Below are 22,746 nucleotides of genomic sequence, written 5' to 3' on the forward strand. Positions count from 1 at the left end.
CTTAGGCGTTGGCCAGCACTTCTTTCACGCGGGCGGCGGCATCCTTCAGCAGCACGGCCGAGTACACTTTCAGGCCGCTTTCGTCGATGATGCGGGCTCCTTCCTCGGCGTTGGTGCCTTGCAGGCGCACGATGATGGGCACGCGGATGTCGCCGATTTTCTTGTAGGCTTCCACCACGCCGTTGGCCACGCGGTCGCAACGCACGATGCCGCCGAAGATGTTAATCAGGATGGCCTTCACGTTCGGGTCCTTCAGGATGATGCGGAAGCCGGCTTCTACCGTCTGAGCGTTAGCTCCACCGCCTACGTCGAGGAAGTTGGCAGGCTCGCCGCCGCTCAGCTTGATGATGTCCATGGTGGCCATGGCCAGGCCGGCGCCGTTCACCATGCAGCCCACGTTGCCGTCGAGCTTCACGTAGTTCAGGTTGCTGTTCGATGCCTCTACTTCCAGCGGGTCTTCCTCGTTGAGGTCGCGCAGGGCAACGAAATCCTTGTGGCGGTATAGGGCGTTTTCGTCCAGCGTCACCTTGGCGTCAACGGCCAGGATTTTGTTGTCCGACGTTTTCAGCACGGGGTTGATTTCGAACATGCTGGAATCGGTTTCGTCGTAGGCCTTGTAGAGGGCCGTTACGAACTTCACCATTTCCTTCTGCGCCTCACCTTCGAGGCCGAGGTTGAAGGCAATTTTGCGGGCCTGGAAGCCCTGCAGGCCCACGGCGGGGTCCACGTGCTCGCGGTGGATTTTCTCGGGATGCGCCTCGGCCACTTCCTCGATGTCCATGCCGCCCTCGGTGGTATAGATGATGACGTTTTTGCCCAACGTGCGGTCCAGCAGCACGCTCATGTAGAATTCCTTGGTCTCCGAAGGACCGGGGTAGTACACGTCCTGCGCCACGAGTACTTTGTGCACCTTGCGGCCTTCGGCACCGGTTTGCTTGGTCACGAGCTGCATGCCAATGATGTCGTTGGCAATGTCCTTCACCTTATCGATGCCTTTGGCGAGCTTCACCCCGCCCCCTTTGCCCCGGCCACCGGCGTGAATCTGCGCCTTGATGACGTACCAGCTGGTGCCGGTTTCGGCGGTCAGCTTTTCGGCGGCGGCCACGGCCTCCTCGGGGGTGTCGGCGGTGATGCCTTCCTGCACGCGGACGCCGTATTTTTTCAGGATTTCTTTGCCCTGATATTCGTGAATGTTCATAAAAACGGGTAAGGGGTGGTGTTGAGCTACGCTACCTCGCGGTTTGGTGGCACGAAAGTACGGCGGCCGGCCCTGATTGTAGCAAACGAATGCGCGCCGCACGAACTTACTGCCCGTACCAGCGGGCCAAAACGGCCTCGGCGGGCTTGTGCTGGGGCGTGAAGTCGGCGTGGCGGCGGGCCGGGCCGTCGGCCGCCAGCCCGGGGTACCACTTCCAGATAAACATGCCTTTCAGCCACGGCAAGCCCCAGCAGGCCCGGAACAGGGCCTCGTAGCAGCGGGCCTGGGTGGCTTCGTCGGGCGTTTGCAGCATGGCCGTGCGCTCGGGCCATTCCCAGGGCCGGGCGGCGGCATCGGGAGTAGTTTTGTAACCCACTTCGGTGAAGACTATGGGCTTTTTGATTTTTTTCTGCCACCGGGCCAGCTTTTGCAGGTGCGGCTGCCAGCCACGCAACAGCGTATCGAGCGGCGGACTGGCAGCCGCACTCAGCGGAAAATACGCCTGAATGCCCACGTAGTCCAGCGCGTCCCAGAACCGGATTTGCTCGTACTCGCCGCTCCAGTTGGCGGCGTAGGTGAGCGGGCCGTGGTACACCCGCCGAATCTGTCGGATGAGGCTGCGCCAAGCTTTTTCGTGGGCCGGCTCGGTGGCGTGCTGCAGCTCGGTGCCGATGCACAGGCCGTCCAGGTGTGCGGCTTCGGCCAGCGCGGCATAGTGCAGCATAAAGGTGGCGTAGCTGGCAAACCACGCGTCCCAGGCGGCCGGGCTGGTCATGTTGATGTCGCCGGGCCAGGTGCTGCGGCCGCGCACCCATAGGTGCGGCTTGAGCAGCGTGCGGATGCCCTGCGCCCGCGCCAGCCGAGCAGTATAGTCAATGCCGGCGTCGCTTTCGCCCCACAGGCCGAAGCGGCCGCCGGGCCGGGCAGTGTGCAGTTGCACGGCGGGCTCGGCGGGGCCGGCCTGCCAGCCGAAGGGCATTTGGGAAATCCAGCTCACGTGGTCGCGCAGCAACGGGGCCAGCTCGGCAGCCGCGATGGAGTCGCCACCCACCCAGCTCACGCCGCGCATCAGGGTGCTGTCGACTACGAAGACAGGCTGCGTCACATTCTTGGACGGCGCAACGGCGTACTCCGCATCTATTGCGCGGGCGACCGGGCCACTTTCGCTGTGGTACGTCAGCCAGCAGGTCATCAGCTTATCCAGCCCGAATAAAGCGACCATCCCCAGCGCCAGCACGGCCATGAGGCGGCGCCACGAAAACGCAGGAACCGGCATGGGGGAAAACATTCTTATAAATGACACAGCTCAAAGCTACGCGCTGGCCAAAATTGCGTATAGTGGCGGGCTGCGTACCGTTCGGGTTTCTGCGTAGCTTTGTCCCTACCGCATTCTTCACGTCTATCGCTGCCCGCCGTTGCTGCAAGCTATCAACATTCACAAGAGCTACAATTCCCTGAACGTACTCAAGGGCATCGATTTGACGATTGAAAAGTCGGAAATCGTGAGCATTGTCGGTTCCTCGGGGGCCGGCAAGAGCACGCTGCTGCACATTCTGGGCACGCTGGACTCGCCGGATTCGGGCGATATCCTCTTTGATGGCGAGTCGGTGAGCGCGCTGGGGCGCAACGACCTGGCCCGGTTTCGCAACCGCCACATCGGCTTCATCTTTCAGTTTCACAACCTGCTGCCCGAGTTCACGGCCCTCGAAAACGTGTGCCTGCCCGCCTACCTGGCCGGCCGCTCCGAAAAAGAGGTGCGCGTGCGCGCCCGCGAATTGCTCGGCATGCTCAACCTGGAGCACCGCGCCGAGCACAAGCCCAGCGAGATGAGCGGCGGCGAGCAGCAGCGTGTGTCCGTGGCCCGCGCCCTGATTAACTCGCCCGAAATCATCTTCGCCGACGAGCCCAGCGGCAACCTCGATACCAAAAACGCCCAGGAGCTGCACCAAATTTTCTTCCTGCTGCGCAAAGAGCTGGGCCAGACCTTCGTCATCGTGACGCACAACGACCAGTTGGCCGAGATGGCAGACCGCAAGATTGTGATGCGCGACGGCCACATTCTGGAAGGCGGCTAAGGGCTAAGGTCCGTTTTCCAATCGTTGGTTAACAAAAAAGAACGTCAGGCCGTGCCCGCCGTCGCCCTCCTGCAATAGGGCGGCCGGCAGGTTTGGCCTGACGTTCTGGTTTTACGCGGGGCGGGCCTCAGGGCGCAGCCACGTACCATTTATCGCCGGAATCGTCGAAATCGTGGCCTTCGGCGTGGCCGCGGGTGGCGTTATCGCCGGCGTAGTAGTAGAGCGGGTGGCCTTTGTAGGTAAGCTGCTCGCGGGTGCCAGTGCTGTTGCCGTAGGGGCCGCTCGCAACGCTGGCTTCGCGGGTAATGGTGGCAAAATCAGTCGTTTTCAGGGATGAGGGCGCAACCGGCGTGCTCAGGTACAGGGCAGGCCAGATGGTGGCGCAGCCTCCCGTGCAGTTGGTGGGCTGAGTGGTGGGGCTGCTGTTGTCCTTGGCGAAGTAGTAAAGTGTCCGGCCCTGCCCGTCCACCAGAAATGTTTTGCTGGATACCACGTGCGTGGTTTTGTCCTCCACGTTTTTGCTGGCCAGCAGCACGTTGTAGGCCGGGTTCACCACGTGCCAGATGCCGCCAATGGCGTTGCCGCCGGTAAGGCCGGGGGCTTCGCGGGTGTTGGCGCCGCCGGTGGCCGGGGCGTAGTAGTAGAGCGGCCAGCCCTTATAAGTGGTTTGCGGACGCCCGTCGGGGGTATTCTTGGTAGCAAAATCAGTTGCATTCAAGCCTTTGGGCGCTTTCACGCTGGCTTCGTAGTACACCGGCCACTGGGGGTTGCAGGTGGCGCTGGTGCAGGTGTTGGTGCCGTCGATGTCGCGGGCGAAGAAGTACAGCGTGTTGCCGTTGGCATCGGTGAGGTAGTTGCCGAGCGTAGCCGAGGTGGCCACCTTCACGTTGGCCACGGCATCCGGGTCGTCGGGCGTGGCGGTGGAGTCCTTTTTGCAGCTGATAACCAACAGGCTCAACAAGCACAGGAAGGTCAGGCCAAGGCTAGCCGACCACAGGCGCAACGACGGATTATTTATTGATTTTAGCATGGCGAGTAAGGTGTAAGTAGTTGGTGTAAAATGGTTTGCATGAAAAATCACAGGTAAAAAACAGGCGCAGGAAAGCCCATACTCCCTTGGCCGGTAAAGCCGGGGAACAGCCACAGCAGTGCCGGGCACAGGAAAAATTGGGGGTAACAACAGGCAGCGCCAGGAGCAGCCGGGAGCGCAGCGCCGGCTTCCCAGGCCGGGCGCTGTTGGGCGGGCTTTGCTGAGCGCGTCTCCACGCGGGCCCTGGGAAGGCCCGCTGGCGTCGGGGTACATTCTCCTACTCGGAGCGGGACGGCAAAAGGTTGTTTGAGCAACGGTAAAATCAGTTGGCCGGCCCCGATGGCTACTGGTTTCGGGATGGCGTGCCCGTGGGCGCATTGTTAGCAAAGCTTACTTTCACCAACACGGCACCCATCCCAAGCGTATTAGTTTTAACTGATTTCACCAATGCGCACAATACACTGATAAACAGCAATAAAATTTACCAATATTTTTGGCAATTATGGCACGTTTCTTTCTACCTTTCGGTTATAAACCCGAACATCAGTTGGACACATTGCTAAAGAACAAAGCCATGAACGAGGCCCCTAAAACCACCAAGGACATTACCAAAAAAGTTAAAGTCGAGAGCTTTGATATCGCTCGCTCCGATGAAACGCTGGATTTGGCGAAGGACCTCGCTAAGTTCATCAAGGATAACAAGCTCACCACCAACGTACAAGGCAAGGAATTTGTGAACGTGGAGGGCTGGCAATATGCCGGTTCGCGCCTGGGCATCGTGCCCATCGTGGAGCACGTCATCAACGTGAGCAGCCCCGAGGAAATGAAGTACCAGGCCAAAGTGACGCTGTTTGACCTGCGCCACGGCGCTACGGTAGGCGCTGGCTTTGCAGTATGCTCGAACAAGGAGAGCGGCAAGAAATTCTATCAGGAATTTGCCATCATGAGCATGGCCCAGACCCGCGCTATTGGCAAAGCCTACCGCAACTGCCTGGCCTGGATTATCCGCGCCGCTGGCTACGAGCCCACGCCCGCCGAGGAAATGGACTACGACACTAACAAGTCCGTTGCGGCCCCCGCGCCGGTGGCCGCCCAGCCGGTACCCGCCATGCAGGTAGTGCCCGCCGAAACGTCGGCTCCGGCCGCTGCTGAGGCTGTTGCGCCGGTGCACTACGCCACGGCTTCGCAGAAGGAGGAAATCATTCGTCTGCTGAACCACCCGGTGATTACCCGTCCGGAGAAAACCAAGATGCTGCTCAACATCAACCGCCTCGATGAGGAGCGCGCCGTGCAGGCCATCGCCAAGCTGCGCAAAGCCATTGACGACCGTGAGAACGGTGAGAAGGTGGCCGCTTAATTAATCATTGTCCTTTCTTTCTTCTGCCAGCCCGGCGCCGCAAGGTGCCGGGCTTTTTTGTGGTCAGACGGCAAACCCACGGGGTACCTACTCTAACTCATGCGGTGCGACCAACGATGCTATGCCTTGAGATTCTTCCGTGAATAATTTTAAATCAGTAGCCGACGCAAGCCCAGCGCTCTGAGAAAGGTATTGGCTTCGTTGCATAGCAAACCGCAATAGGCTGCCAACAGCCAGCACTGAGCACCGAATCCAGGCAGGAAATCTCGCGTTTTTGGCTTGCCGACCAGGAGCAAAAGGGTAGGCTTGAATTTATTCCGACTGATGAATGGATTTCTGAAAAAAGATTCGTTTACTTTGCAATACAAAGTAATTTGAAAAACAATGAAAGACATCATCATTTCCTACCGGGAAGAGCATTCTTTCCGCGAGCGGGCCCTGCTGTGGCTGCTCGATAACGTCGTCACCGTGCATGCCATGGTCTACCGCCGCCGTCCGGTGTGGGGCCTGCTGCGCGAGGATATGCTCCGCTACCCCACTGGCACGTTGGGCCACGAGCTGGGGCGCTTCCTCACGCAGGAAAGCCTGCAGCCCGTCGACCGCATTGAACGGCACGACGCCTTCCACATCCTGCTGGATTTCTCGACCAGCCTGGATGACGAAGCGGCCATGCAGTTCTTTCTGGTAGCCAATGGCAAGATTTCGCCCTTTACCCTAGCCACTGCCGCGTTTACGATGCTGGTGATGCCGGATAAATGGGGATTGTTCATCCAAGCATTCCGCCGCGGACGCCGCGCTCGGTCCATTGCAAACTGGGATTTTTTATCCCTGCTGGACGAACCTTTTGCCGATGTGAAGGCGGCCATTTTTCAGCAGCCCGTTAGCAATGAGCGCCTGTTGAGCAAAATCCGTCCGCACGCGAAGGATAGAGCACTTCCTGTTCAGCTTTAATGGCTGGTCATTTCGACAATATTCGTCAAATGCCTCTTTCTTAATTTATTGGCAGCAAATTGAGGAAGAGGCATTTTGGGGTCGTGCGAAAAGGGGCTTTTGCATTTCCAGGTGCATAAGGCCGAGGATGTATCTTCGCCTCATGTCCTCCGCTCCTACCGAAACCTCCCCTCTGGCGCTGCTGCGCGAGCATTGGGGGCACACGGCGTTCCGGCCGGGGCAGGCAGAAATCATTGATTCCGTACTGAAAGGGCACGATACGCTGGCGCTGCTGCCCACGGGCGGCGGCAAGAGCATCTGCTTTCAGGTGCCGGCCCTGGCGCGGCCGGGCATTTGCATCGTGGTGTCGCCGCTGATTGCGCTGATGAAAGACCAGGTGGACAACCTGCGCAAGCGCGGGCTGAAAGCCGAGGCCATTTACGCGGGCATGAGCCACCAGGAAATCGACCACGCACTGGACAACTGCGTGTACGGCCGCAGCGTGAAGTTCCTGTACGTAAGCCCCGAGCGGCTGCTCACGGAACTGTTTCAGGTGCGGGTGGCCAAGATGCACGTGGGCCTGCTGGCCGTGGATGAAGCGCACTGCCTTTCGCAGTGGGGCTACGATTTCCGGCCGCCCTACCTGCGCATTGCCGAGCTGCGCGAGAAGCTACCGCCGGGCACGCCGGTCATCGCCCTCACGGCCACGGCCACGGCGCAGGTGCAGGCCGATATTGTGGAGAAGCTGAAGTTTGGGCCGGGCTCGGGGGTATTTCGGCAGAGCTTTGCGCGGCCCAAGCTCTCGTACTCGGTGCTGCACACCGAGGACAAGCTGCGCCGGCTGCTGGAAGTGGTGCGCGGCGTGGGCCCCAACAAAACCGCCATCGTGTATGCCCGCACCCGGCGGCAAACGGAGGATACGGCTGCGTTTCTGCAGCAGCACCGGTTTGCGGCAGCGGCCTACCACGCCGGTTTGCCTTCGGAAAAGCGCAGTAAAGTGCAGCAGGACTGGATTGCCGATAAAATCCGTCTTATCGTGGCCACTAATGCTTTCGGCATGGGCATCGACAAGCCCGACGTGCGCCTCGTGGTCCACCTCGACGCGCCCGACACCCTGGAAGCCTACTACCAAGAAGCCGGGCGCGCCGGGCGCGACAACCAGTTTGCCTTCGCCGTGCTGCTGGCCGGTCCCAACGATGCCGACGAGTTGCGCCGCCGCACCAACCAGTCGTTTCCGCCCCTGGATACGGTGAAGCGCGTGTACCAGGCCCTGGCCAACTACTCGCAGACGGCGGTGGGCGGTGGCGAGCTGGCCGCGTTCGAGTTCGACATGCAGCAGTTTGCCGAAACCTACCGCATCAAGGCCGTGGACGCGCACAACGCGCTGAAGATTTTGCAGCGCGAAGGCTTCGTGCAGCTCAACGAGGCCGTGAACCAGCCGGCGCGGGTGCATCTCGTTCTCAATCATCAGGATTTGTACGCCTTCCAGGTGGCCAATGCGCAGCACGATTTGCTGATAAAGGCGCTGCTGCGGCTGCACGGCGGCGAGCTGTTTTCCGATTTCCAGACCATTTCGGAGAATGCGCTGGCCACGCACCTGCGCCGCAGCGTGGTGGAGGTGCGCCAGCAGCTGCGCTACCTGCACACGGCCGGCATTCTGCACTACCAGCCCAAGCAGGAGTCGCCGCAGGCCATGTTCACCACGCCGCGCTTCGACTCGGCCAAGCTGCCCATCGACCAGGTGCGCATGACGGCCGCCCGCGACCTGGCCCGGACCAAAACCCACGCCGTGGCCCAGTACCTGAGCGGCACCCGCTGCCGCCAGATTCTGCTGCTCACGTATTTCGACGAGGCCGACCCGGCCCGCTGCGGCGTGTGCGATATCTGTCTGGCCGAGAAGAAAGCCGCGCAGGCGCTGGCCCAGGCACCCTCATTGCGCGAGCCGCTGCTGGCGCACATTCGGCAGGCGGCGGTTTTGCCGCGCGAACTGCTGGCCGCTTTTCCGCCCGCGCAGGCAGGTGCCATCACGGCGGCGGTGCGCGAGATGGTGGACCGGGGCGAGCTGGCGTATGCAGCCGATGGAAAATTGATACTGCCGTAGAGACGCATATTTGCGTCTCGTCGCGTGGGCCTCCCTGTCCGGTCGTTCATCAACACCGTTCAACGACGAGACGCAAATATGCGTCTCTACAATTGTTCTATTTCCTATGACTTTTCTGCATTGGCTGGCCGCGTTGCCGCTTTTCGCCGCCCTTATTGGTACCGATGCGCCCAGCCCGGCCAACCCCGGCCGCCTGGAGCACCTGGCCGATTTCCCCTCCAAATTTGTGAAGGCCCGCAACGTGGACGTGTGGCTGCCCGCGGGCTACCCGCAGCCCGGCACCCACTACGCTGTGGTGTACATGCAGGACGGCCAGAACCTGTTCGACCCCAAAAATGCCTACGGTGGCGTGGCCTGGGAAGTAGACAGCACGCTGGCGGCCCTGGGGCCGGCGGTGCGCCCGTGCATCGTGGTGGGCATCTGGAACACCGAGCGGCGCTTTCCCGAGTACACCCCGGCCAGGCCTTATGCGGCCATGAGTGCCGCCACAAAGGCGAAAATCGAGCAGGAGCGCCCTGGCGCACCGCTCTCCGATGCCTACCTGAAATTTGTGGTGCAGGAGCTGAAGCCCTACGTGGATAAGCACTTTCAGACCTCGTCCCGGCGGGCCGATACGTTCGTGGCCGGCTCCAGCATGGGCGGGCTGATTTCGCTGTATGCGGCGCTGGAATACCCCAAAGTGTTTGGTGGGGCGGCGTGCTTCTCCACGCACTGGCCGCTGAGCCTCAAGGAAAACATGCCGGATTTCACCACGGCGATGGTGCAGTATCTGGATAAGCAGCTGCCCCGCAGCAGCAAACCCAAAATCTATTTCGACCACGGCTCAGCGACGCTGGATGCGTGGTATGCGCCGCACCAGTTGCGCATCGACAGCGTGATGCGCGCGCACGGCTACAATGCCAGCAACTGGCTGAGCCGGCGCTTTCCCGGCGCGGCGCACAACGAGGCCGCCTGGAAAAAGCGCGTGGGGCCGGCGCTGCAGTTTCTGCTGGGACGGTAAGTAGGGTGCGGGGCTTGCCCCCGCCCGTCGTTGAATGGCTACTCTAGCTTCGTTCAACGACGGGCGGGGTAAAACCCCGCACCCTACGTTAATTAACCGGCCGAGTACTCCGTGAAGCCGCCCAGCAGGTTGCGCACATTGGTGAAGCCCTGCTGAGTGAGGTAGGCTTTGGCCTGCGAGGAGCGGCCGCCGCTTTTGCAATGCACGATGACTTCCTGGTCTTTCCAGGCGTCAAGGTCGTCGAGCTTGTCGGGCAGGGAGCTGAGGGGGATGTTCTGGGCGGTATCGATGCGGCCTTCTTCGTGCTCCCAGGGCTCGCGCACGTCGATGAGGTGGGGGGTTTCGCCGGCTTGCAGGCGCTGGCGGAGTTCGGTGGTGGTGATGTCGGCCATGGAATCAGGACGGGGTGAATTGGAGGGAATTGCGGGGCGAAAGTACGGCCGAAGTCTTCTTGGTTTCGTAATGGCCGGGCGGTCAGCCACCCGGCGCGAATCCATTATCTTTACAGCTTCCCTCTGCCCCCGCGCTTATCCCTCATCCCATTATCCCCTTCTCCGGTTTCGTATGAAACAACTTTTCGCTTCGCTGCTGGTGGGGCTGGCCCTGGTGCCCGCCGCGCTGCAAGCCCAAACCTTCCCGGCCATGCCGGCGGCTCCGCCCACCAACCTGCAGGGCCAGGCCCTGCGCGACTGGCTCCGCACCAACTGGTACGACGGCAAGCGCACGGTGCTTTCCTACGCCGGGGCCCGGGCCAAAATGTATAACTACGCCGACAACTACAACAACTCGGTGACGTGCGTGTACTCGGGCTACAACACGCCGGTGCCGCTCAACTTCAACAGCTCGAACTCGTCGCCGGCGGCCAACATCAACTGCGAGCACAGCATTCCGCAGTCGTGGTTCAGCTCGGCCAACCGCATGGTGTCCGACATGCACCACCTCTACCCCACCTACATTCAGTGGAACTCGAACCGGGGCAACAACCCCTACGCCGACATTCCGGACGCCACCACCACCCTCTGGATGCGCAATACCAGCAGCCAGACCACCATCCCGACCACCAACATCGACGAGTACAGCGAGGACACCAACTCGCAGTTTGAGCCCCGCGAAGACCACAAGGGCAACGTGGCCCGCACGGCCTTCTACTTCTACACAATGCACGACACCCAGCCGGAGCTCATTGCCACCGGCCACCAGAGCATCACCTCGCTGGCCCCGCTGGCCACCCTCTACGCCTGGCACCTCGCCGACCCGGTCGATGCCCACGAGATTGAGCGCAACCGCCGCGTGGCCGCCAGCCAGGGCAACTACAACCCCTACATCGAGCACCCCGAGCTGGTAGCCCTGGCCTACGGCCTGGCGCCTCCCGGCCCGGTGTTTACGTTTGCCTCGGCCACGGGCAGCATCACCGAAGGCAACACCGGCACCAGCACCTACACCTTCACGGTGAACCTGAGCCCGGCTGCCACCACCGCCACCACCGTGCAGGTAAACTTTGATGCCATGAACTCGACCGCTACCAGCGGTACGGATTTCACCTTCGCCTCGCCCGCTACCGTGACCTTCCCGGCCGGCAGCACCAGCCAGACCGTGACCCTGACCGTGAACGGCGACACCCAGCCCGAAGCCGATGAAACGGTGGTGCTCAACCTGACCAACCCCGCCACCGGCACCAGCCTGGGCGGCCCCAACGTGCACACCCTCACCATCACCAACGACGACGGCACGCCGTCCACGGTTAGCTTCGCTTCGGCCACGGGCAGCATTGTTGAAGGCAACACCGGCACCAGCACCTACACCGTGAACGTGGCCCTGACCGGCGCGGCCATCACCAGCGCCCTCACCGTACCGGTGAGCGTGGACGTGGCCAACAGCACCGCCACTTCGCCCTCCGACTACACCCTGAATACTACCAGCGTGACCTTCGCCGTGGGCGGAGCCACCACCCAGGCCGTGACCGTGACCGTGAACGGCGACGTGACCTTCGAGCCCAACGAAACCGTGCGCCTGCGCCTGGGCACGCCCTCCACGGCCACTGTGCTGGTGGGCCAGCCCAACGCCCACGTCCTCACCATCACCAACGACGATGCGGCCCCCGTGGGTGCGCCCTGCACCAAGCCGTATTTCTCGCAGTACACCGAGTCGAACGCGGGCAACACCAAGGTGCTCGAAATTTATAACCCCACCAACGCGCCCATGCCCCTGGCCGGCAAGAGCGTGGTGCTGTATGCCAACGGCGCTACCACCGCCACCACCACCCAGGCCCTGACCGGCACCATTGCCCCCTACGACGTGTACGTGATTGCCAACACCGGCGTGACCGATGCCGGCGTGGCCGCCCAAACCGACTTGCAGAGCGGCGTGGCCTTCTTCAACGGCGACGACGCCATTGCCCTCTTCAACGGCACCGACACGCTCGACGTGATTGGCGTGATTGGCCAGCGCCCCACCGAATGGACGGTGGCCGGCGGCGGCTCGACCCTGAACAACACCATGGTGCGCCTGCCCAACACCAACCAGGGCGGCCGCTGGAACGGCCCCTACGGCGCCGCCACCTGGACCGGCAACGGCGTGGATAACTACGCCGGCGTGGGCAGCTACACCAGCACCGCCTGCGGCACGGCCACGGCCACCCGCACGGCCGCCAACCTGCGCACCGCCCTCGAAATTTACCCCAACCCGGCTTCCGGCAGCGTGCAGCTCCGCCTGCCCGGCCAGTCGGCCGCCCTCTCCGCCACGGTGGAAGTGCGCGACATGCTGGGCCGCACCGTGCGCCAGCGCACCGCCCTGCTCAGCGCCACCGAGGCCGCTTCGGTGGACCTGCGCGGCCTGCCCGCCGGCCTCTACGCCGTGCGCGTGCTGAGCGCCGGCGTGGAATACGCCGGCCGCGTGGTGGTGCAGTAAACGGCTTCGCTCATAAAAAAAGCCCCCGGCCGGTTGGTCGGGGGCTTTTTTGTATCCAGCGAGGTCGGGTTTAGGCCAGAATATCGGCATACTCGGCGTGGTGTTTTTTCACGAAAGCGGCCATGAACTTGCAGCTGGTTTTGACCTTGAGCTTTTGGTCGCGGGCGTAAGTCAGGGCGGTGCGGGCCAGCTCGTCGGCCAGGCCCTGGCCGCGCAGGGCCTCGTCCACGAAGGTGTGGGTGAAGTCGATGACGCCCTCGGCGGGGCGGGCGTAGGCCAGCTCGCCGTCGTGGCCGTCTTGGCTGATGGTGAATTCCTGGTTTTCGGTATCGTGCTTGATGGGCATGGGTTGGGGGATTGAAGGGCGAAAAGCTGCGGCCTATACGCAAAAGCCAACGGCCGCCGCCGAATTGCGTACAGAGATACCAAAGCGGGCCCGGCCCGTTTGGTTTTCAATCCCCCTTCAATTTCTTCTGCATGGATACGCCCACTTCCCCCCTCCCGCCCGACAACGACCACCGGCCCCTCGACCAGCAGGACCGCGCCGCCGCCGCCCGCCTCAACCCCAACGACCCGGCCGTGACGGCTGCCAGCCCCGCCTTTGGTAGCTTCGGCCATGCCACCAATACCCCCACCAACGAAGGCCCCGGCCGCAGCGGGGCCAACGACAACCCCGACGAATTCAGCGAATTCTCGGACCGCGAAAAAGAAGCCCAAAACGCCCCCGATAATCCCGAGGACCAGCCCGGCCACGTCACCCAAAACCAGAACCCCGAGTTGGTGCGCGAGGTGCAGGCCGAAGGTGGTGACAACGCCGAGCTGCGCAAAGCCTGGGCCGAAGACGACCCCCGCTACGCCGGCGGCGGCACCCACAACACCCGCGAGGAACCCGCCGACGCCAACTACCCCACCAAAGACGAATAATTGTCCGTCATTGGCGCGCCCTTGCGCTCCGATGACGCCCACCATCAAGCCCCCGCCCTCATGGCTACCAACCCCAGCAACCCCAGCGACGAAACCTTCGACCCGCAGCCGTCGGAAGACGGCACTTCGACCCCTATGCTCGACGCAGCCACCTACGGTCAGCAGCTCGACGACAACAACGCCTCGGGCCAGGAGAAGGCCGACGAGATGGACGACTCCCTCCGCTCCGACACCGCTGAGATGCGCGCCGCCAACGGCCCCGCCCCTGCCTCATCCGACAACATCCCCAAGGAGCTCACCGACCCCAGCGACCGCGCCTTCACCCTGCCCGAAGAGCAGAAGTAATAGTAACCAGCTTCCCTTTCTTAAAAAGGCTTTCATCGTTTGATGAAAGCCTTTTTTTATGTCCGGCTGGCGGTCCGGCCAGCGGCTTGATACTGCCTGTAAGCTCAACTCTATGAATTGCTTCCAGCCTTATAAGCTTTTGACCGGCATCACACGATTGAATATAAATAATATTGTATATTTATTATATTTAAAACACGCCCGAACTATTTCCGCATTATGCAAGCGGATGAGGGCAAACAGCATAGCCACGGTGGTGAGCCGGGTGCATGCGCAACCACTAACCTAAGCCCGTTCGTTTGTTTTTCACCCTTTACCTCTCCTCCCAATGGATACGCCAGCAGCCCCCGCCCCGGCCCCCCAGCCCACCAACCAGAACCCCGCCCCGGCCGCGCAAGCCACGGCCCCAGCTGCAGAAGCCGCCGCCCCAATAGCGGAAACTACGCCCGCTGCGGCTCCCACAACAGCGACGGGTCCGGCTGCTCCGGCCGCCGTCATCGTTCCCGCGGCCGCTCCGGCAACGGCTACCGTTCCTGCTGCGGCACCAGCGGCGGCGGCTCCGGCCACGGAGGTCACCGCCCTCAACCACCTGGAAGTAGGCACCGCCGCTGCTGCCGCGGAGAACGCCACCCGGCTCACGTTTTCCATTCCGATTGAGATATCCGTAAGTACTCCACTGCAACAGCCCACCAACCCGCTGGGGCAACCGGCCAACGCCGCCCCTGCCCCCGCCGCCCCAACGGCCACTTCCCAGGCGCCAGCCCCCGAAAAGGGAGCCATTGGCTTCCAATACGCCGCGGCCCGCAACGACGCTCCCGATGCCCCAGCCAACCAGACACCCGCCGAGCCAGCCCCCCAGTAAGCACTGCACATCAACGCGAAAAAGGGCTTTCATCCATGGATGAAAGCCCTTTTTCGCATCTACCTACTAGCCCTACCACCGCCAGCTCAGCTGCGCGCCGCCGTACCACGCCCGGCCCGGCGCGGGCTGGAAATACCGCCCGCCAAAGGCGTTTAAATCATTTCCTAGGCTGTAGCGCCGGTCGGTGGCGTTATCAATGCCCGCGTAAACGTTGGTTTCCAGATGCCGGCCCAGCGGGTGCCGCCAGCCGCCCCGCGCCCCGAACACCCAATAGCCGGCCGCTTCCTCGGTGTTGGCATCGTTGAGCACGATGCGGGCCTGGTGGCTCAGGCTGGGGCTGAGGTAGAAGCCCAGGCGCTGGCTGAAATCGAGCCCCGCGCTCAGGGTGTGCGGCGCGGTGCCGGTGAGGCGGTTGCCACTCAGGTCGGCCCCGCCGCTGGCGTAGCTGCCGAAGCGGAAGTCGTTGTAGGCATAGCTGGCCCAGGCGCGAAGGCCGCGCCCGGTGGTTTGCACGTTGTCGGGCAGGTTTGGTATCTCCTCTACTTCGCGCCACAGCCAGCTGCTCAGGGCTGCTTCGAGGCCGCGCTGGTGGGTGCTGCCGGTGTTGCGGAACACGACCGTACCCTGGTCGGTGGTGCTGCTGACGATGGTTTGGCGCAGCTCCAAGTCGAAGAGGTTGATTTCGTAGGTCAGGTTGTTGCGGAAGAAACTGCCCCGCGCGCCCACCTCGTAGCTGGTGCCGCGCTCGGCCTGCAGGTCGCTATTGAGGTGGCCATCGGAAGTCCGGATTTCGTCGGTGGTGGGCGGCGAAAAGCCGGTGCTCACGCTGGCATACACCGACATGCTGGGGCTGAACTCGCGCAGCAGTGCCACGCGGGGAGACACCACGGGCCGGAAATCGCGGCTGAATTCATAGCCGTCGGGGTTGGTAGCGGCGTCGCTCACCCGCGCGGTGCGGTGGCGCAGGCGGTTGTAGCTGGCGGCCACGGTCAGCTGGAAACTGGCCGGCAATTCATAATCGGCCTGGGCAAAGGCAAAGCCGGTGGTGGTGGTGATTTCGTCGTCGTAGCGCAGCGCGCCGGGCGTGCCGCCGTTGTTTTGGTAGCTGCGCCCGTCGGTGAAGCCGGCCTGAAACTCGCCGCCGCCCTGCAGCCGCAGCACGCGCCCGGCCAGCGCCGTGCGGTAACTCAGGGCCGTGCGCCCGCCCAGCCCCACGCCAGTATTCCGCTCGTAATCGACCAGATACGGAGTCCGAATGACGGTGCCGCTACCGTACAGCGTGGTTTGCAGCTCCAATTTCTCACTGAAGCGGTACTCGTGCGTGAGCCCCAGCAGGCCCGTGCGCGAGGCATAAAATGCCCGCTGTGCCACGGTACCGGGCGCGGCGGCCGTGCCTGGGCGCGCCTGCCGCGGGTCGGCCGCCAGCTGGGCGCGGGTGAGGCCGCCGGGCAGCTGGTAGCTGATGTCGGTATAAAGCAGGTGGGCGGCCAGCGTAGTTTTGGGGCCGGCCACGGTGCGGGCATCGAGGGCGAAAACGTCGCGCTGCAGGGCGCTTTGCTGGCGGTAGCCGTCCAGGCTTTGGTGGGCGTACTGGGCACGGATGCTGCTGGTGGCGCTGCCCGTTTCGGCCGCGATGGTGCTGCGGCGTAGGCCGTAACTGCCCACTGTGGCCCCGGCCGCCACCCGGCTCACGCCCGCTGCTACGGCGGGCGTGCCAAACAGCGCCACGCCGCCCGTGCCCGCGCCGTACACGCTGCCGGCCGGCCCCTTCATCACTTCCAGCCGCCCGATGATGGCGGGGTCGAGCAGGTTGAGTGGCGTGCTGCCGCCAGCCTCAGTGAAGGGAATGCCGTTGTAGTACACCTTCACGTTGCGCACCCCAAACGGCGAGCGCAGCGTGCTGCCCCGGATGCTGAGCCGGTAGCTGGCCGTGGCGCGCTCCTCCAGCCGCACGCCGGGCAGCGTGTTCACGGCCTGCGTGAGCGCCGTGGGGCTAAACTGCTCAATCACATGGGCACCAATCACGCCCACGGCGGCGGCGGTGCGGCGCAGCGGCAGGCGCTGGCCGTAGCCCGTCACGGTAGCTTCGGGCAGGGCCACGGCGCGGGTAGTGTCGGGCCGGGTTTGGGCGCGGGCGGGCAGCAGCGGCAGCCAAAGCAGCAATAGCAACGGGTATCGGAAGGGCATAATGGGCAGGGCAAGCAGCACGACGCAGACCAGCGGAATACGTGAATTGTTGCCGCCTGACGAACGGTAGCGCGAACTAAAAGTTCGTACTACGCCCCGGCCTGCCCGTTCTTCCCCACCAGCAGCGCGTCAATTTCGGCCGCGTCGGGCAGGCCGGGGCGACGCCAGAGCTCCACGCCGTGGTGCATGAGCACGCTGGTGGGCAGCTGGGTCGGCGCAAAGCTGCGCAGGATGGCGGGGTAGCTGGCTTCGTCGATTTGCAGCACCTGCACGGCGGCCCCCAGGCGGGTTTGCAAGGTGGCGAGGTCGGCCGCAAAACCGCTTGGGGGCTGGGCCAGCGGGTACCGGACCGGCGGCAGCATCACCAGCAGCACAGCTGCCGGCGGGCGCTCAGGCTCAACGGCTTGGAAACCAGTCATGGCAGGGATTAAAACGCGGGTAAAATCTTTGCAGCAAAACTAGGCTGCCCCCCAAGGAGCAAACATGACAGCCGTCAGGCCGGGGCCCTGACATCCATCAGGCCGTTTCGCCGGCCGCCATTCCGGTGTTACTTTACCGAATCAATTGCCTGCCATGCCGCTCGACTTTTACCGCAACCCGCTCACCGACATTCTGTTTGAGCAGACCAGCAGCTTCGTGGGCCTGTACGACGTGCAGGCGGCCTGGTTTACGCGCGTGAACACTGCCGGCTACCGCCAGCTGGGCTACCCCTCGGCCCAGGCCCTCTACGACGACCCGGTGCGCACCCTGCTGCTGCACCGCCTCAGCCCGGCCGAGTGGGAGCAGCTGCGCGACGAAACGCTGGCCGCCGGCCACTACGAGCGCGAAGTGGAAATCCGGCGGCACGTGGGCACCCCGTTTTGGGGATACATGGAGCTTACCAGCCTGGCGCTGGAGGGCAAAGATTATTTCCTCGTGCGCCTCACCGATACCGGCCGCCTGCACGAGGCCGAGCGCAACCTGGCCCAGAGCGTGCGGCGCTTCGAGGCCGTGTTCACCCACGCCACCATCGGCATCATTGTGGCCACGCGGCAGGGAAACATCGTGCTGGCCAATGAGAAATCGCATCAGCTGTTCGGCTATCCGGCCGGGGCATTGGCCGAGCAGTCCATCGAAGTGCTGGTACCCGATGCCGTGCGCGGCCGCCACGAACACCTGCGCGCGTCCTTCAACGCGCACCCGGCGGTGCGGGCCATGGGCTCGAACCGGGCGCTGCTGGCCCGCCGCCGCGATGGCTCGGTGTTTCCCGTCGAAATCAGCCTGAGCTATTTTCACCTCGATGAGGAGCTGTACGTGGTGGCCTACGTGGTCGACATCAGCGCCAAGCAGGAGGCCGAGCAGGCCCTGCAGGCTGAGCGCCAGCGCGTGGACCGCCTCAACACCGAGCTGGAGCAGAAGGTGGCCGACCGCACCCACGCCCTCATGACCACGCTGGCCCAGCTGGAGCGCCGCTCCGAAGAGCTGGCCCAAGCCCTGGCCGCCGAGCAGGAACTGGGCGAGCTCAAGTCGCGCTTCGTGGCCATGGCCTCGCACGAGTTCCGCACGCCACTCACGGCCGTGCTCACCTCGGCCACGCTGGTGGAGAAGTACCCGGCCGCCGAGCAGCAGCCCCAGCGCCTGCGCCACCTCGACCGCATCCGGGCCTCGGTAAAGCATCTGACCGACATTCTGGAGGAGTTTTTGTCGGTGGGCAAAATCGAAGAGGGCAAGATTGAAGCCCATCCGGCCCAGCTGGCCGTGCCCGCCCTGCTGCGCGAAGCCGTAGCTGAAGTGCAGGGCCTGCGCAAGCCCGGCCAGCACATCGAGCTTAGCACCGACGGCCCCGAAACGGTGTGGCTCGATGCCTCGCTGCTGCGCAAGGTACTGGTCAACCTGCTGTCCAACGCCCTGAAATATTCGGCCGAAAACACCACCGTCCGGCTGAGCGCCACGGGCCGGCCCGGCCGCCTCACGCTGCTGGTGCAAGACCAAGGCGTGGGCATTTCGGCCGAAGACCAAGAGCATTTATTTCAACGGTTTTACCGGGCCCGCAACGTGGCCAATACGCCCGGCACGGGCCTGGGCCTCTACATCATCACCAAATATCTGGAGCTGATGGGCGGCACCATTGCCCTGCACAGCGAGCTCAACGTGGGCACCACCGTCACCCTTACCATTCCCTATGAAAACCATTCTGCTGATTGAGGACAACGACGTCATCCGTGAAAACACGGCCGAGATTCTGGAGCTGGCCGGCTACGCCGTGCTCACGGCCGAAAACGGCAAAGTAGGCGTGGAAAAAGCGCTGAGCACCAAGCCCGATTTGGTGGTGTGCGACATCATGATGCCCGTGCTCGACGGTTACGGCGTGCTCCACATTTTCAACCAGCACCCGCACCTGGCCGGCGTGCCCTTCATCTTTCTCACCGCCAAAACCGAGCGCACCGACCTGCGCCGCGGCATGGAGCTGGGCGCCGACGACTACCTCACCAAGCCTTTCGAGGAAACCGAGCTGCTGAGCGCCATCAGCAGCCGCCTGCACCGCTTCGGCAAGCTGCAGGCCGACTACGACCTGCGCGCGCCCGAGGGCCTGGGCAACTTCCTGGACGATGCCGCCGCCGCCGGCCAGCTCAGAGACCTCACAATTGACCGCCGCCCGCACTCGCTGCGCAAAAAGCAGGAGGTGTACGCCGAAGGCGACGAGCCCACGCGGCTCTACTTCGTGCAAACCGGCCGCGTAAAAACCGTGCGTCGCACCCCCGGCGGCAAGGAATTAATCACGGGGGTATACGGTCCCGGCGAGTTCTTCGGCTACCTGCCGCTGCTGGAGCAGGGCCCGCACGCCGACACTGCCCTGGTGTTGGACGATGCCACGCTGCTCTACATCCCAAAAGCCGATTTCATGGCCCTGCTGCACCGCAACGCGGCCGTGGGCCAGCAGTTTGTGCGCCTGCTGGCGGGGCGCGTGAGCGAGCGCGAGGAGCAGCTGCTGGGCATGGCCTACGGCTCCATCCGCCGACGCGTGGCCGACACGCTGCTGCGACTGCACGAGCAGGCCGGGGCCGCGCCGGAGGCCACCATCCAACTCTCGCGCGATGACATGGCCGCCGTGGTGGGCACCGCTCCGGAGTCGCTGATTCGGACCCTGAGCGAGTTCAAGCAAAGCGGCCTGATTGAGCTCACCAGCCACGGCATCAAGCTCTTGCGCCCCGAAAAACTGCGCCAGCCCAACTGGTAGTCCCACAGGCCTACTGAGATTAATCAGGCCCGTGGGCTGACATTCATCAGGCGGGGGGCGGGTGCGGGGCCGGAGCTTTGGGGTTGCCATTAGCCCCCTTTTGCCCGTGCCCGTTGCGCCTGCCCTTGCCCCTCCCCCGCCCCATATTAGCGTAGCCTGCACGCACTGCGGCGACGCCTGTCCCGATGCCCCCATTCGCCTGCCGGCCGAGCCCGGGCTGGCCTTTTGCTGCCAGGGCTGCCGGGCCGTGTACGAGCTGCTGGCCGCCAACCGCCTCTGCACCTACTACCGGCTCGACGCGCACCCCGGCCAAAAAATGAAAACCGTGGAGCTGCCCGGCCGCTTCGACTACCTCGATGCCGAAGCGGTGCAGGCGCAGCTGCTGGCTTTTCGCTCGCCCACGCTGGCGCGGATTACCTTCAGCATCCCCCAGATGCACTGCGCCTCGTGCATCTGGCTGCTGGAGAACCTATTCAAGCTCGACCCGGGCATTTCGTCGTCGCGGGTCAATTTCCTGCGCAAAGAACTGACGGTGAGTTACCAGCCCGCCGCTACCACGCTCAAAAAAGTGGTGAAGCTGCTAGCCGCCGTTGGCTACGAGCCGCAGATTACGCTGGCTGAGCTGGGCGCGCAGCCCCACGCCGCCAGCCGCACGCTGTACTACCAGCTCGGCATCGCGGCCTTCGGCTTCGGCAACGTGATGCTGCTGGCTTTTCCGGAGTATTTTTCTTTTGCCGGGCAGCTGCAAAGCACGTTTGGGCGGTTTTTCGGTGGGCTGAGTTTCCTGCTGGCACTGCCGGTGCTGCTGGTGAGCGCGCGGGGTTTCTACCGCTCGGCCTGGCAGGGGCTGCGGCAGCGCTACATCAACCTCGATTTTCCCATCAGCCTGGGGCTCACAGCGCTATTCATGACCAGCGTGTTTGAGGTGCTGACCCAGCGCGGGCCGGGCTATTTTGATTCGTTCACGGGGCTGGTATTTTTTATGCTCATCGGCAAGTGGGTGCAGCAGCGCAGCTACGACGCCCTGCGCTTCGACCGCGACTTTACGTCTTACTTCCCGGTGGCCGTGACGCGGCTCACGACGGCGGGGGAAGAATCGGTATCGGTGAAGGAGCTGCGGGCCGGGCAGCGCATCCGGGTGCGGCACCAGGAAATCATTCCGGCCGATGCCGTGCTGCGGCGCGGCGCGGGCCAGATTGATTACAGCTTCGTATCGGGCGAAAGCGAGCCGGTGGCCCGCCAGGCCGGCGACCTGCTCTATGCCGGCGGCCGCCAGATGGGCGAGGCCGTGGAGCTGGAAGTGGTGCGCGAAGTGTCGCAGGGCTACCTCACCCAACTCTGGAACAACCCCGCTTTTCAGAAAGAAAAACAGCCCTCGCTGGAAACCTACGCCGATAAAGTGGGACGCTACTTCGTGGGCCTTACCCTCACGCTGGCACTGGGCGCGGTGGCCTACTGGTACCCCCAAAACCCGGCCATGGCGCTGCGGGCCTTCACGTCGGTGCTCGTAATTGCCTGCCCTTGTGCGCTGTCGCTGGCCACGCCATTTGCGCTGGGGGCTGCGCTGCGGGTGTTGGGCCGCCGCAAATTCTACCTCAAAAACTCGGCCGTGGTAGAAACTCTAGGACGCGCCGATACCCTCGTATTCGACAAAACCGGCACGCTTACGGACGTAAAGAAATCGGTAGTGGAATACGTCGGCCCGCCGCTCAGCCCTGGCCAGATGCAGGCCGTGGCAGCGGTGGTGCGCCAGTCCACACACCCGCTCAGCCAGCGCCTGGCGACGGAGTTGCCGGCCAGCTCGCTGGCTGTGGCTGACTTTACCGAGACGCCCGGCCAGGGCGTGCGCGGCACCGTGGCCGGCGTGGTGGTTCGGGTAGGAACGGCGGCATTCGTAGGCGCAGCCGCCGCTGAGGCTGCTACCGAAGCGGCGGGGCCGGCGCAATCCGGCGTGTATTTCAGACTTGGGGAAGCCAGTGGCCGCTACCTTTTTCGCAACGTGTACCGCGACAGCCTGCGGCCGGTGCTGGCCGCGCTGGGCACGCGCTACCGCCTGGCCGTGCTCTCGGGCGACAATGATACAGAGCAGGCCCGGCTGCGCGAGCTGTTCGGTCCAACGGCCGAAATCCACTTCCGCCAGACGCCACAAAACAAGCTCGAATACATCGCGCAGCTCAAAAAAGCAGGCCGCACCGTAGTAATGGTGGGCGACGGCCTGAACGACGCCGGCGCCCTGCAATGCGCCGATGCCGGCATCGCCCTTACTGATACGCTCACCAATTTCTCGCCCGCCTGCGACGCCATTCTTGAAGCCGATAATTTCGGTCAGCTGGCCACTATGCTGGGCTTTTCGCGGACCTGCCTGCGCATTGTGCTGGCCACGTTCGCGCTGTCGTTCGTCTACAACGGCATTGGGCTCACGCTGGCGGTGCAGGGCCGGTTCACGCCCATTGTGTCGGCCATTCTCATGCCCATCAGCTCGTTGAGCGTAATGGTGTTTGCCACGTTGCTCGTGCGGCTGGCGGCACGGCGGCGCGGGCTCTAAATAGCCATTGGAACGATGTAGAGACGCAATATTTTGCGTCTCATCGTTGAACGGGCGGGACCGCGCCG

19 protein-coding genes are annotated in these 22,746 nt (G+C 63.5%); 12 read left to right on the top strand and 7 right to left on the bottom strand.

What is annotated here, in order from left to right:
- Window position 1: 1 nt before the first annotated feature.
- Together sucC and I7X13_RS13340 are read right to left on the bottom strand one after the other, a co-directional pair.
- Window positions 2-1,198, bottom strand: a complete 1,197-nt coding sequence (gene sucC / locus I7X13_RS13335; protein WP_198066512.1) for an ADP-forming succinate--CoA ligase subunit beta — start codon at window positions 1,196-1,198, stop codon at window positions 2-4.
- A 106-nt stretch (window positions 1,199-1,304) separates the two neighbouring features.
- Window positions 1,305-2,474, bottom strand: coding sequence for a glycoside hydrolase family 113 (locus I7X13_RS13340; RefSeq protein ID WP_198075883.1), 1,170 nt, complete (start codon window positions 2,472-2,474; stop codon window positions 1,305-1,307).
- Between the two features lie 139 nt (window positions 2,475-2,613).
- Here I7X13_RS13340 and I7X13_RS13345 point away from each other — a divergent pair, with 139 nt between their 5' ends.
- On the top strand, window positions 2,614-3,273 hold the full coding sequence (locus I7X13_RS13345; RefSeq protein ID WP_198066514.1) for an ABC transporter ATP-binding protein: 660 nt from the start codon (window positions 2,614-2,616) through the stop codon (window positions 3,271-3,273).
- A 127-nt stretch (window positions 3,274-3,400) separates the two neighbouring features.
- Here I7X13_RS13345 and I7X13_RS13350 read toward each other — a convergent pair whose 3' ends face one another.
- Entirely contained in the window at window positions 3,401-4,303 is a 903-nt protein-coding gene (locus I7X13_RS13350) for a hypothetical protein (RefSeq protein ID WP_198075884.1), read from the bottom strand.
- A gap of 547 nt (window positions 4,304-4,850) precedes the next feature.
- On the opposite strand from I7X13_RS13350, the gene I7X13_RS13355 reads away from it, so the two are divergent.
- The 4 genes from I7X13_RS13355 (at window position 4,851) to I7X13_RS13370 (ending at window position 9,691) form a co-directional block, all read left to right on the top strand.
- Window positions 4,851-5,660, top strand: coding sequence for a hypothetical protein (locus tag I7X13_RS13355; protein ID WP_233454782.1), 810 nt, complete (start codon window positions 4,851-4,853; stop codon window positions 5,658-5,660).
- Between the two features lie 384 nt (window positions 5,661-6,044).
- Window positions 6,045-6,611 (top strand): hypothetical protein, encoded by a 567-nt coding sequence (locus I7X13_RS13360; RefSeq protein WP_198066516.1) that lies wholly within the window; start codon window positions 6,045-6,047, stop codon window positions 6,609-6,611.
- 142 nt (window positions 6,612-6,753) lie between these two features.
- Entirely contained in the window at window positions 6,754-8,691 is a 1,938-nt protein-coding gene (locus I7X13_RS13365; protein WP_198075885.1) for a RecQ family ATP-dependent DNA helicase, read from the top strand.
- A 106-nt stretch (window positions 8,692-8,797) separates the two neighbouring features.
- The gene (locus I7X13_RS13370; protein ID WP_198066518.1) at window positions 8,798-9,691 is read left to right on the top strand and encodes an alpha/beta hydrolase; all 894 of its coding nucleotides are present in this window, start codon (window positions 8,798-8,800) and stop codon (window positions 9,689-9,691) included.
- Window positions 9,692-9,783: 92 nt separating this feature from the next.
- Here I7X13_RS13370 and I7X13_RS13375 read toward each other — a convergent pair whose 3' ends face one another.
- Complete coding sequence (locus I7X13_RS13375; RefSeq protein ID WP_198066519.1) at window positions 9,784-10,083, bottom strand: rhodanese-like domain-containing protein; 300 nt, start codon at window positions 10,081-10,083, stop codon at window positions 9,784-9,786.
- 172 nt (window positions 10,084-10,255) lie between these two features.
- Between I7X13_RS13375 and I7X13_RS13380 the strand changes: the two genes are divergently transcribed.
- Window positions 10,256-12,598, top strand: coding sequence for an endonuclease (locus I7X13_RS13380; RefSeq protein ID WP_198066520.1), 2,343 nt, complete (start codon window positions 10,256-10,258; stop codon window positions 12,596-12,598).
- Between the two features lie 70 nt (window positions 12,599-12,668).
- Here I7X13_RS13380 and I7X13_RS13385 read toward each other — a convergent pair whose 3' ends face one another.
- Window positions 12,669-12,944: a GNAT family N-acetyltransferase gene (locus tag I7X13_RS13385; protein WP_198066521.1), complete on the bottom strand. Its 276-nt coding sequence runs from the start codon at window positions 12,942-12,944 to the stop codon at window positions 12,669-12,671.
- Between the two features lie 131 nt (window positions 12,945-13,075).
- On the opposite strand from I7X13_RS13385, the gene I7X13_RS13390 reads away from it, so the two are divergent.
- The 3 genes from I7X13_RS13390 to I7X13_RS13400 all read left to right on the top strand — a co-directional run bounded on the left by I7X13_RS13390 (window position 13,076) and on the right by I7X13_RS13400 (window position 14,729).
- Window positions 13,076-13,522, top strand: a complete 447-nt coding sequence (locus I7X13_RS13390) for a hypothetical protein (RefSeq protein WP_198066522.1) — start codon at window positions 13,076-13,078, stop codon at window positions 13,520-13,522.
- Between the two features lie 60 nt (window positions 13,523-13,582).
- Window positions 13,583-13,867, top strand: coding sequence for a hypothetical protein (locus I7X13_RS13395; protein WP_198066523.1), 285 nt, complete (start codon window positions 13,583-13,585; stop codon window positions 13,865-13,867).
- Between the two features lie 328 nt (window positions 13,868-14,195).
- Window positions 14,196-14,729 (top strand): hypothetical protein, encoded by a 534-nt coding sequence (locus I7X13_RS13400; RefSeq protein ID WP_198075886.1) that lies wholly within the window; start codon window positions 14,196-14,198, stop codon window positions 14,727-14,729.
- Window positions 14,730-14,801: 72 nt separating this feature from the next.
- On the opposite strand, the gene I7X13_RS13405 is transcribed toward I7X13_RS13400, so the two are convergent.
- The gene (locus I7X13_RS13405) at window positions 14,802-16,916 is read right to left on the bottom strand and encodes a TonB-dependent receptor family protein (protein WP_198075887.1); all 2,115 of its coding nucleotides are present in this window, start codon (window positions 16,914-16,916) and stop codon (window positions 14,802-14,804) included.
- A gap of 89 nt (window positions 16,917-17,005) precedes the next feature.
- Window positions 17,006-17,335, bottom strand: a complete 330-nt coding sequence (locus tag I7X13_RS13410) for a thioredoxin (RefSeq protein ID WP_198066526.1) — start codon at window positions 17,333-17,335, stop codon at window positions 17,006-17,008.
- A 154-nt stretch (window positions 17,336-17,489) separates the two neighbouring features.
- Between I7X13_RS13410 and I7X13_RS13415 the strand changes: the two genes are divergently transcribed.
- The 3 genes from I7X13_RS13415 to I7X13_RS13425 all read left to right on the top strand — a co-directional run bounded on the left by I7X13_RS13415 (window position 17,490) and on the right by I7X13_RS13425 (window position 22,678).
- Complete coding sequence (locus I7X13_RS13415) at window positions 17,490-19,100, top strand: sensor histidine kinase (protein WP_198075888.1); 1,611 nt, start codon at window positions 17,490-17,492, stop codon at window positions 19,098-19,100.
- Complete coding sequence (locus I7X13_RS13420; RefSeq protein ID WP_198075889.1) at window positions 19,078-20,133, top strand: response regulator; 1,056 nt, start codon at window positions 19,078-19,080, stop codon at window positions 20,131-20,133. Before I7X13_RS13415 ends, I7X13_RS13420 begins: the two co-directional genes overlap by 23 nt.
- 106 nt (window positions 20,134-20,239) lie before the next feature.
- Complete coding sequence (locus I7X13_RS13425; RefSeq protein WP_317191574.1) at window positions 20,240-22,678, top strand: heavy metal translocating P-type ATPase; 2,439 nt, start codon at window positions 20,240-20,242, stop codon at window positions 22,676-22,678.
- Window positions 22,679-22,746 lie beyond the last annotated feature (68 nt).

It is taken from the genome of Hymenobacter negativus (assembly GCF_016056375.1).
In the GTDB taxonomy this organism is placed as follows: Bacteria; Bacteroidota; Bacteroidia; order Cytophagales; family Hymenobacteraceae; genus Hymenobacter; species Hymenobacter negativus_A.

Coding starts and splice junctions, on each gene's coding strand:
- sucC (WP_198066512.1), bottom strand. CDS start 1,198: ATGAACATTCACGAATATCAGGGCAAAGAAATCCTGAAAAAATACGGC.
- I7X13_RS13340 (WP_198075883.1), bottom strand. CDS start 2,474: ATGCCGGTTCCTGCGTTTTCGTGGCGCCGCCTCATGGCCGTGCTGGCG.
- I7X13_RS13350 (WP_198075884.1), bottom strand. CDS start 4,303: ATGCTAAAATCAATAAATAATCCGTCGTTGCGCCTGTGGTCGGCTAGC.
- I7X13_RS13360 (WP_198066516.1), top strand. CDS start 6,045: ATGAAAGACATCATCATTTCCTACCGGGAAGAGCATTCTTTCCGCGAG.
- I7X13_RS13365 (WP_198075885.1), top strand. CDS start 6,754: ATGTCCTCCGCTCCTACCGAAACCTCCCCTCTGGCGCTGCTGCGCGAG.
- I7X13_RS13370 (WP_198066518.1), top strand. CDS start 8,798: ATGACTTTTCTGCATTGGCTGGCCGCGTTGCCGCTTTTCGCCGCCCTT.
- I7X13_RS13375 (WP_198066519.1), bottom strand. CDS start 10,083: ATGGCCGACATCACCACCACCGAACTCCGCCAGCGCCTGCAAGCCGGC.
- I7X13_RS13380 (WP_198066520.1), top strand. CDS start 10,256: ATGAAACAACTTTTCGCTTCGCTGCTGGTGGGGCTGGCCCTGGTGCCC.
- I7X13_RS13385 (WP_198066521.1), bottom strand. CDS start 12,944: ATGCCCATCAAGCACGATACCGAAAACCAGGAATTCACCATCAGCCAA.
- I7X13_RS13390 (WP_198066522.1), top strand. CDS start 13,076: ATGGATACGCCCACTTCCCCCCTCCCGCCCGACAACGACCACCGGCCC.
- I7X13_RS13395 (WP_198066523.1), top strand. CDS start 13,583: ATGGCTACCAACCCCAGCAACCCCAGCGACGAAACCTTCGACCCGCAG.
- I7X13_RS13400 (WP_198075886.1), top strand. CDS start 14,196: ATGGATACGCCAGCAGCCCCCGCCCCGGCCCCCCAGCCCACCAACCAG.
- I7X13_RS13405 (WP_198075887.1), bottom strand. CDS start 16,916: ATGCCCTTCCGATACCCGTTGCTATTGCTGCTTTGGCTGCCGCTGCTG.
- I7X13_RS13410 (WP_198066526.1), bottom strand. CDS start 17,335: ATGACTGGTTTCCAAGCCGTTGAGCCTGAGCGCCCGCCGGCAGCTGTG.
- I7X13_RS13415 (WP_198075888.1), top strand. CDS start 17,490: ATGCCGCTCGACTTTTACCGCAACCCGCTCACCGACATTCTGTTTGAG.
- I7X13_RS13420 (WP_198075889.1), top strand. CDS start 19,078: ATGAAAACCATTCTGCTGATTGAGGACAACGACGTCATCCGTGAAAAC.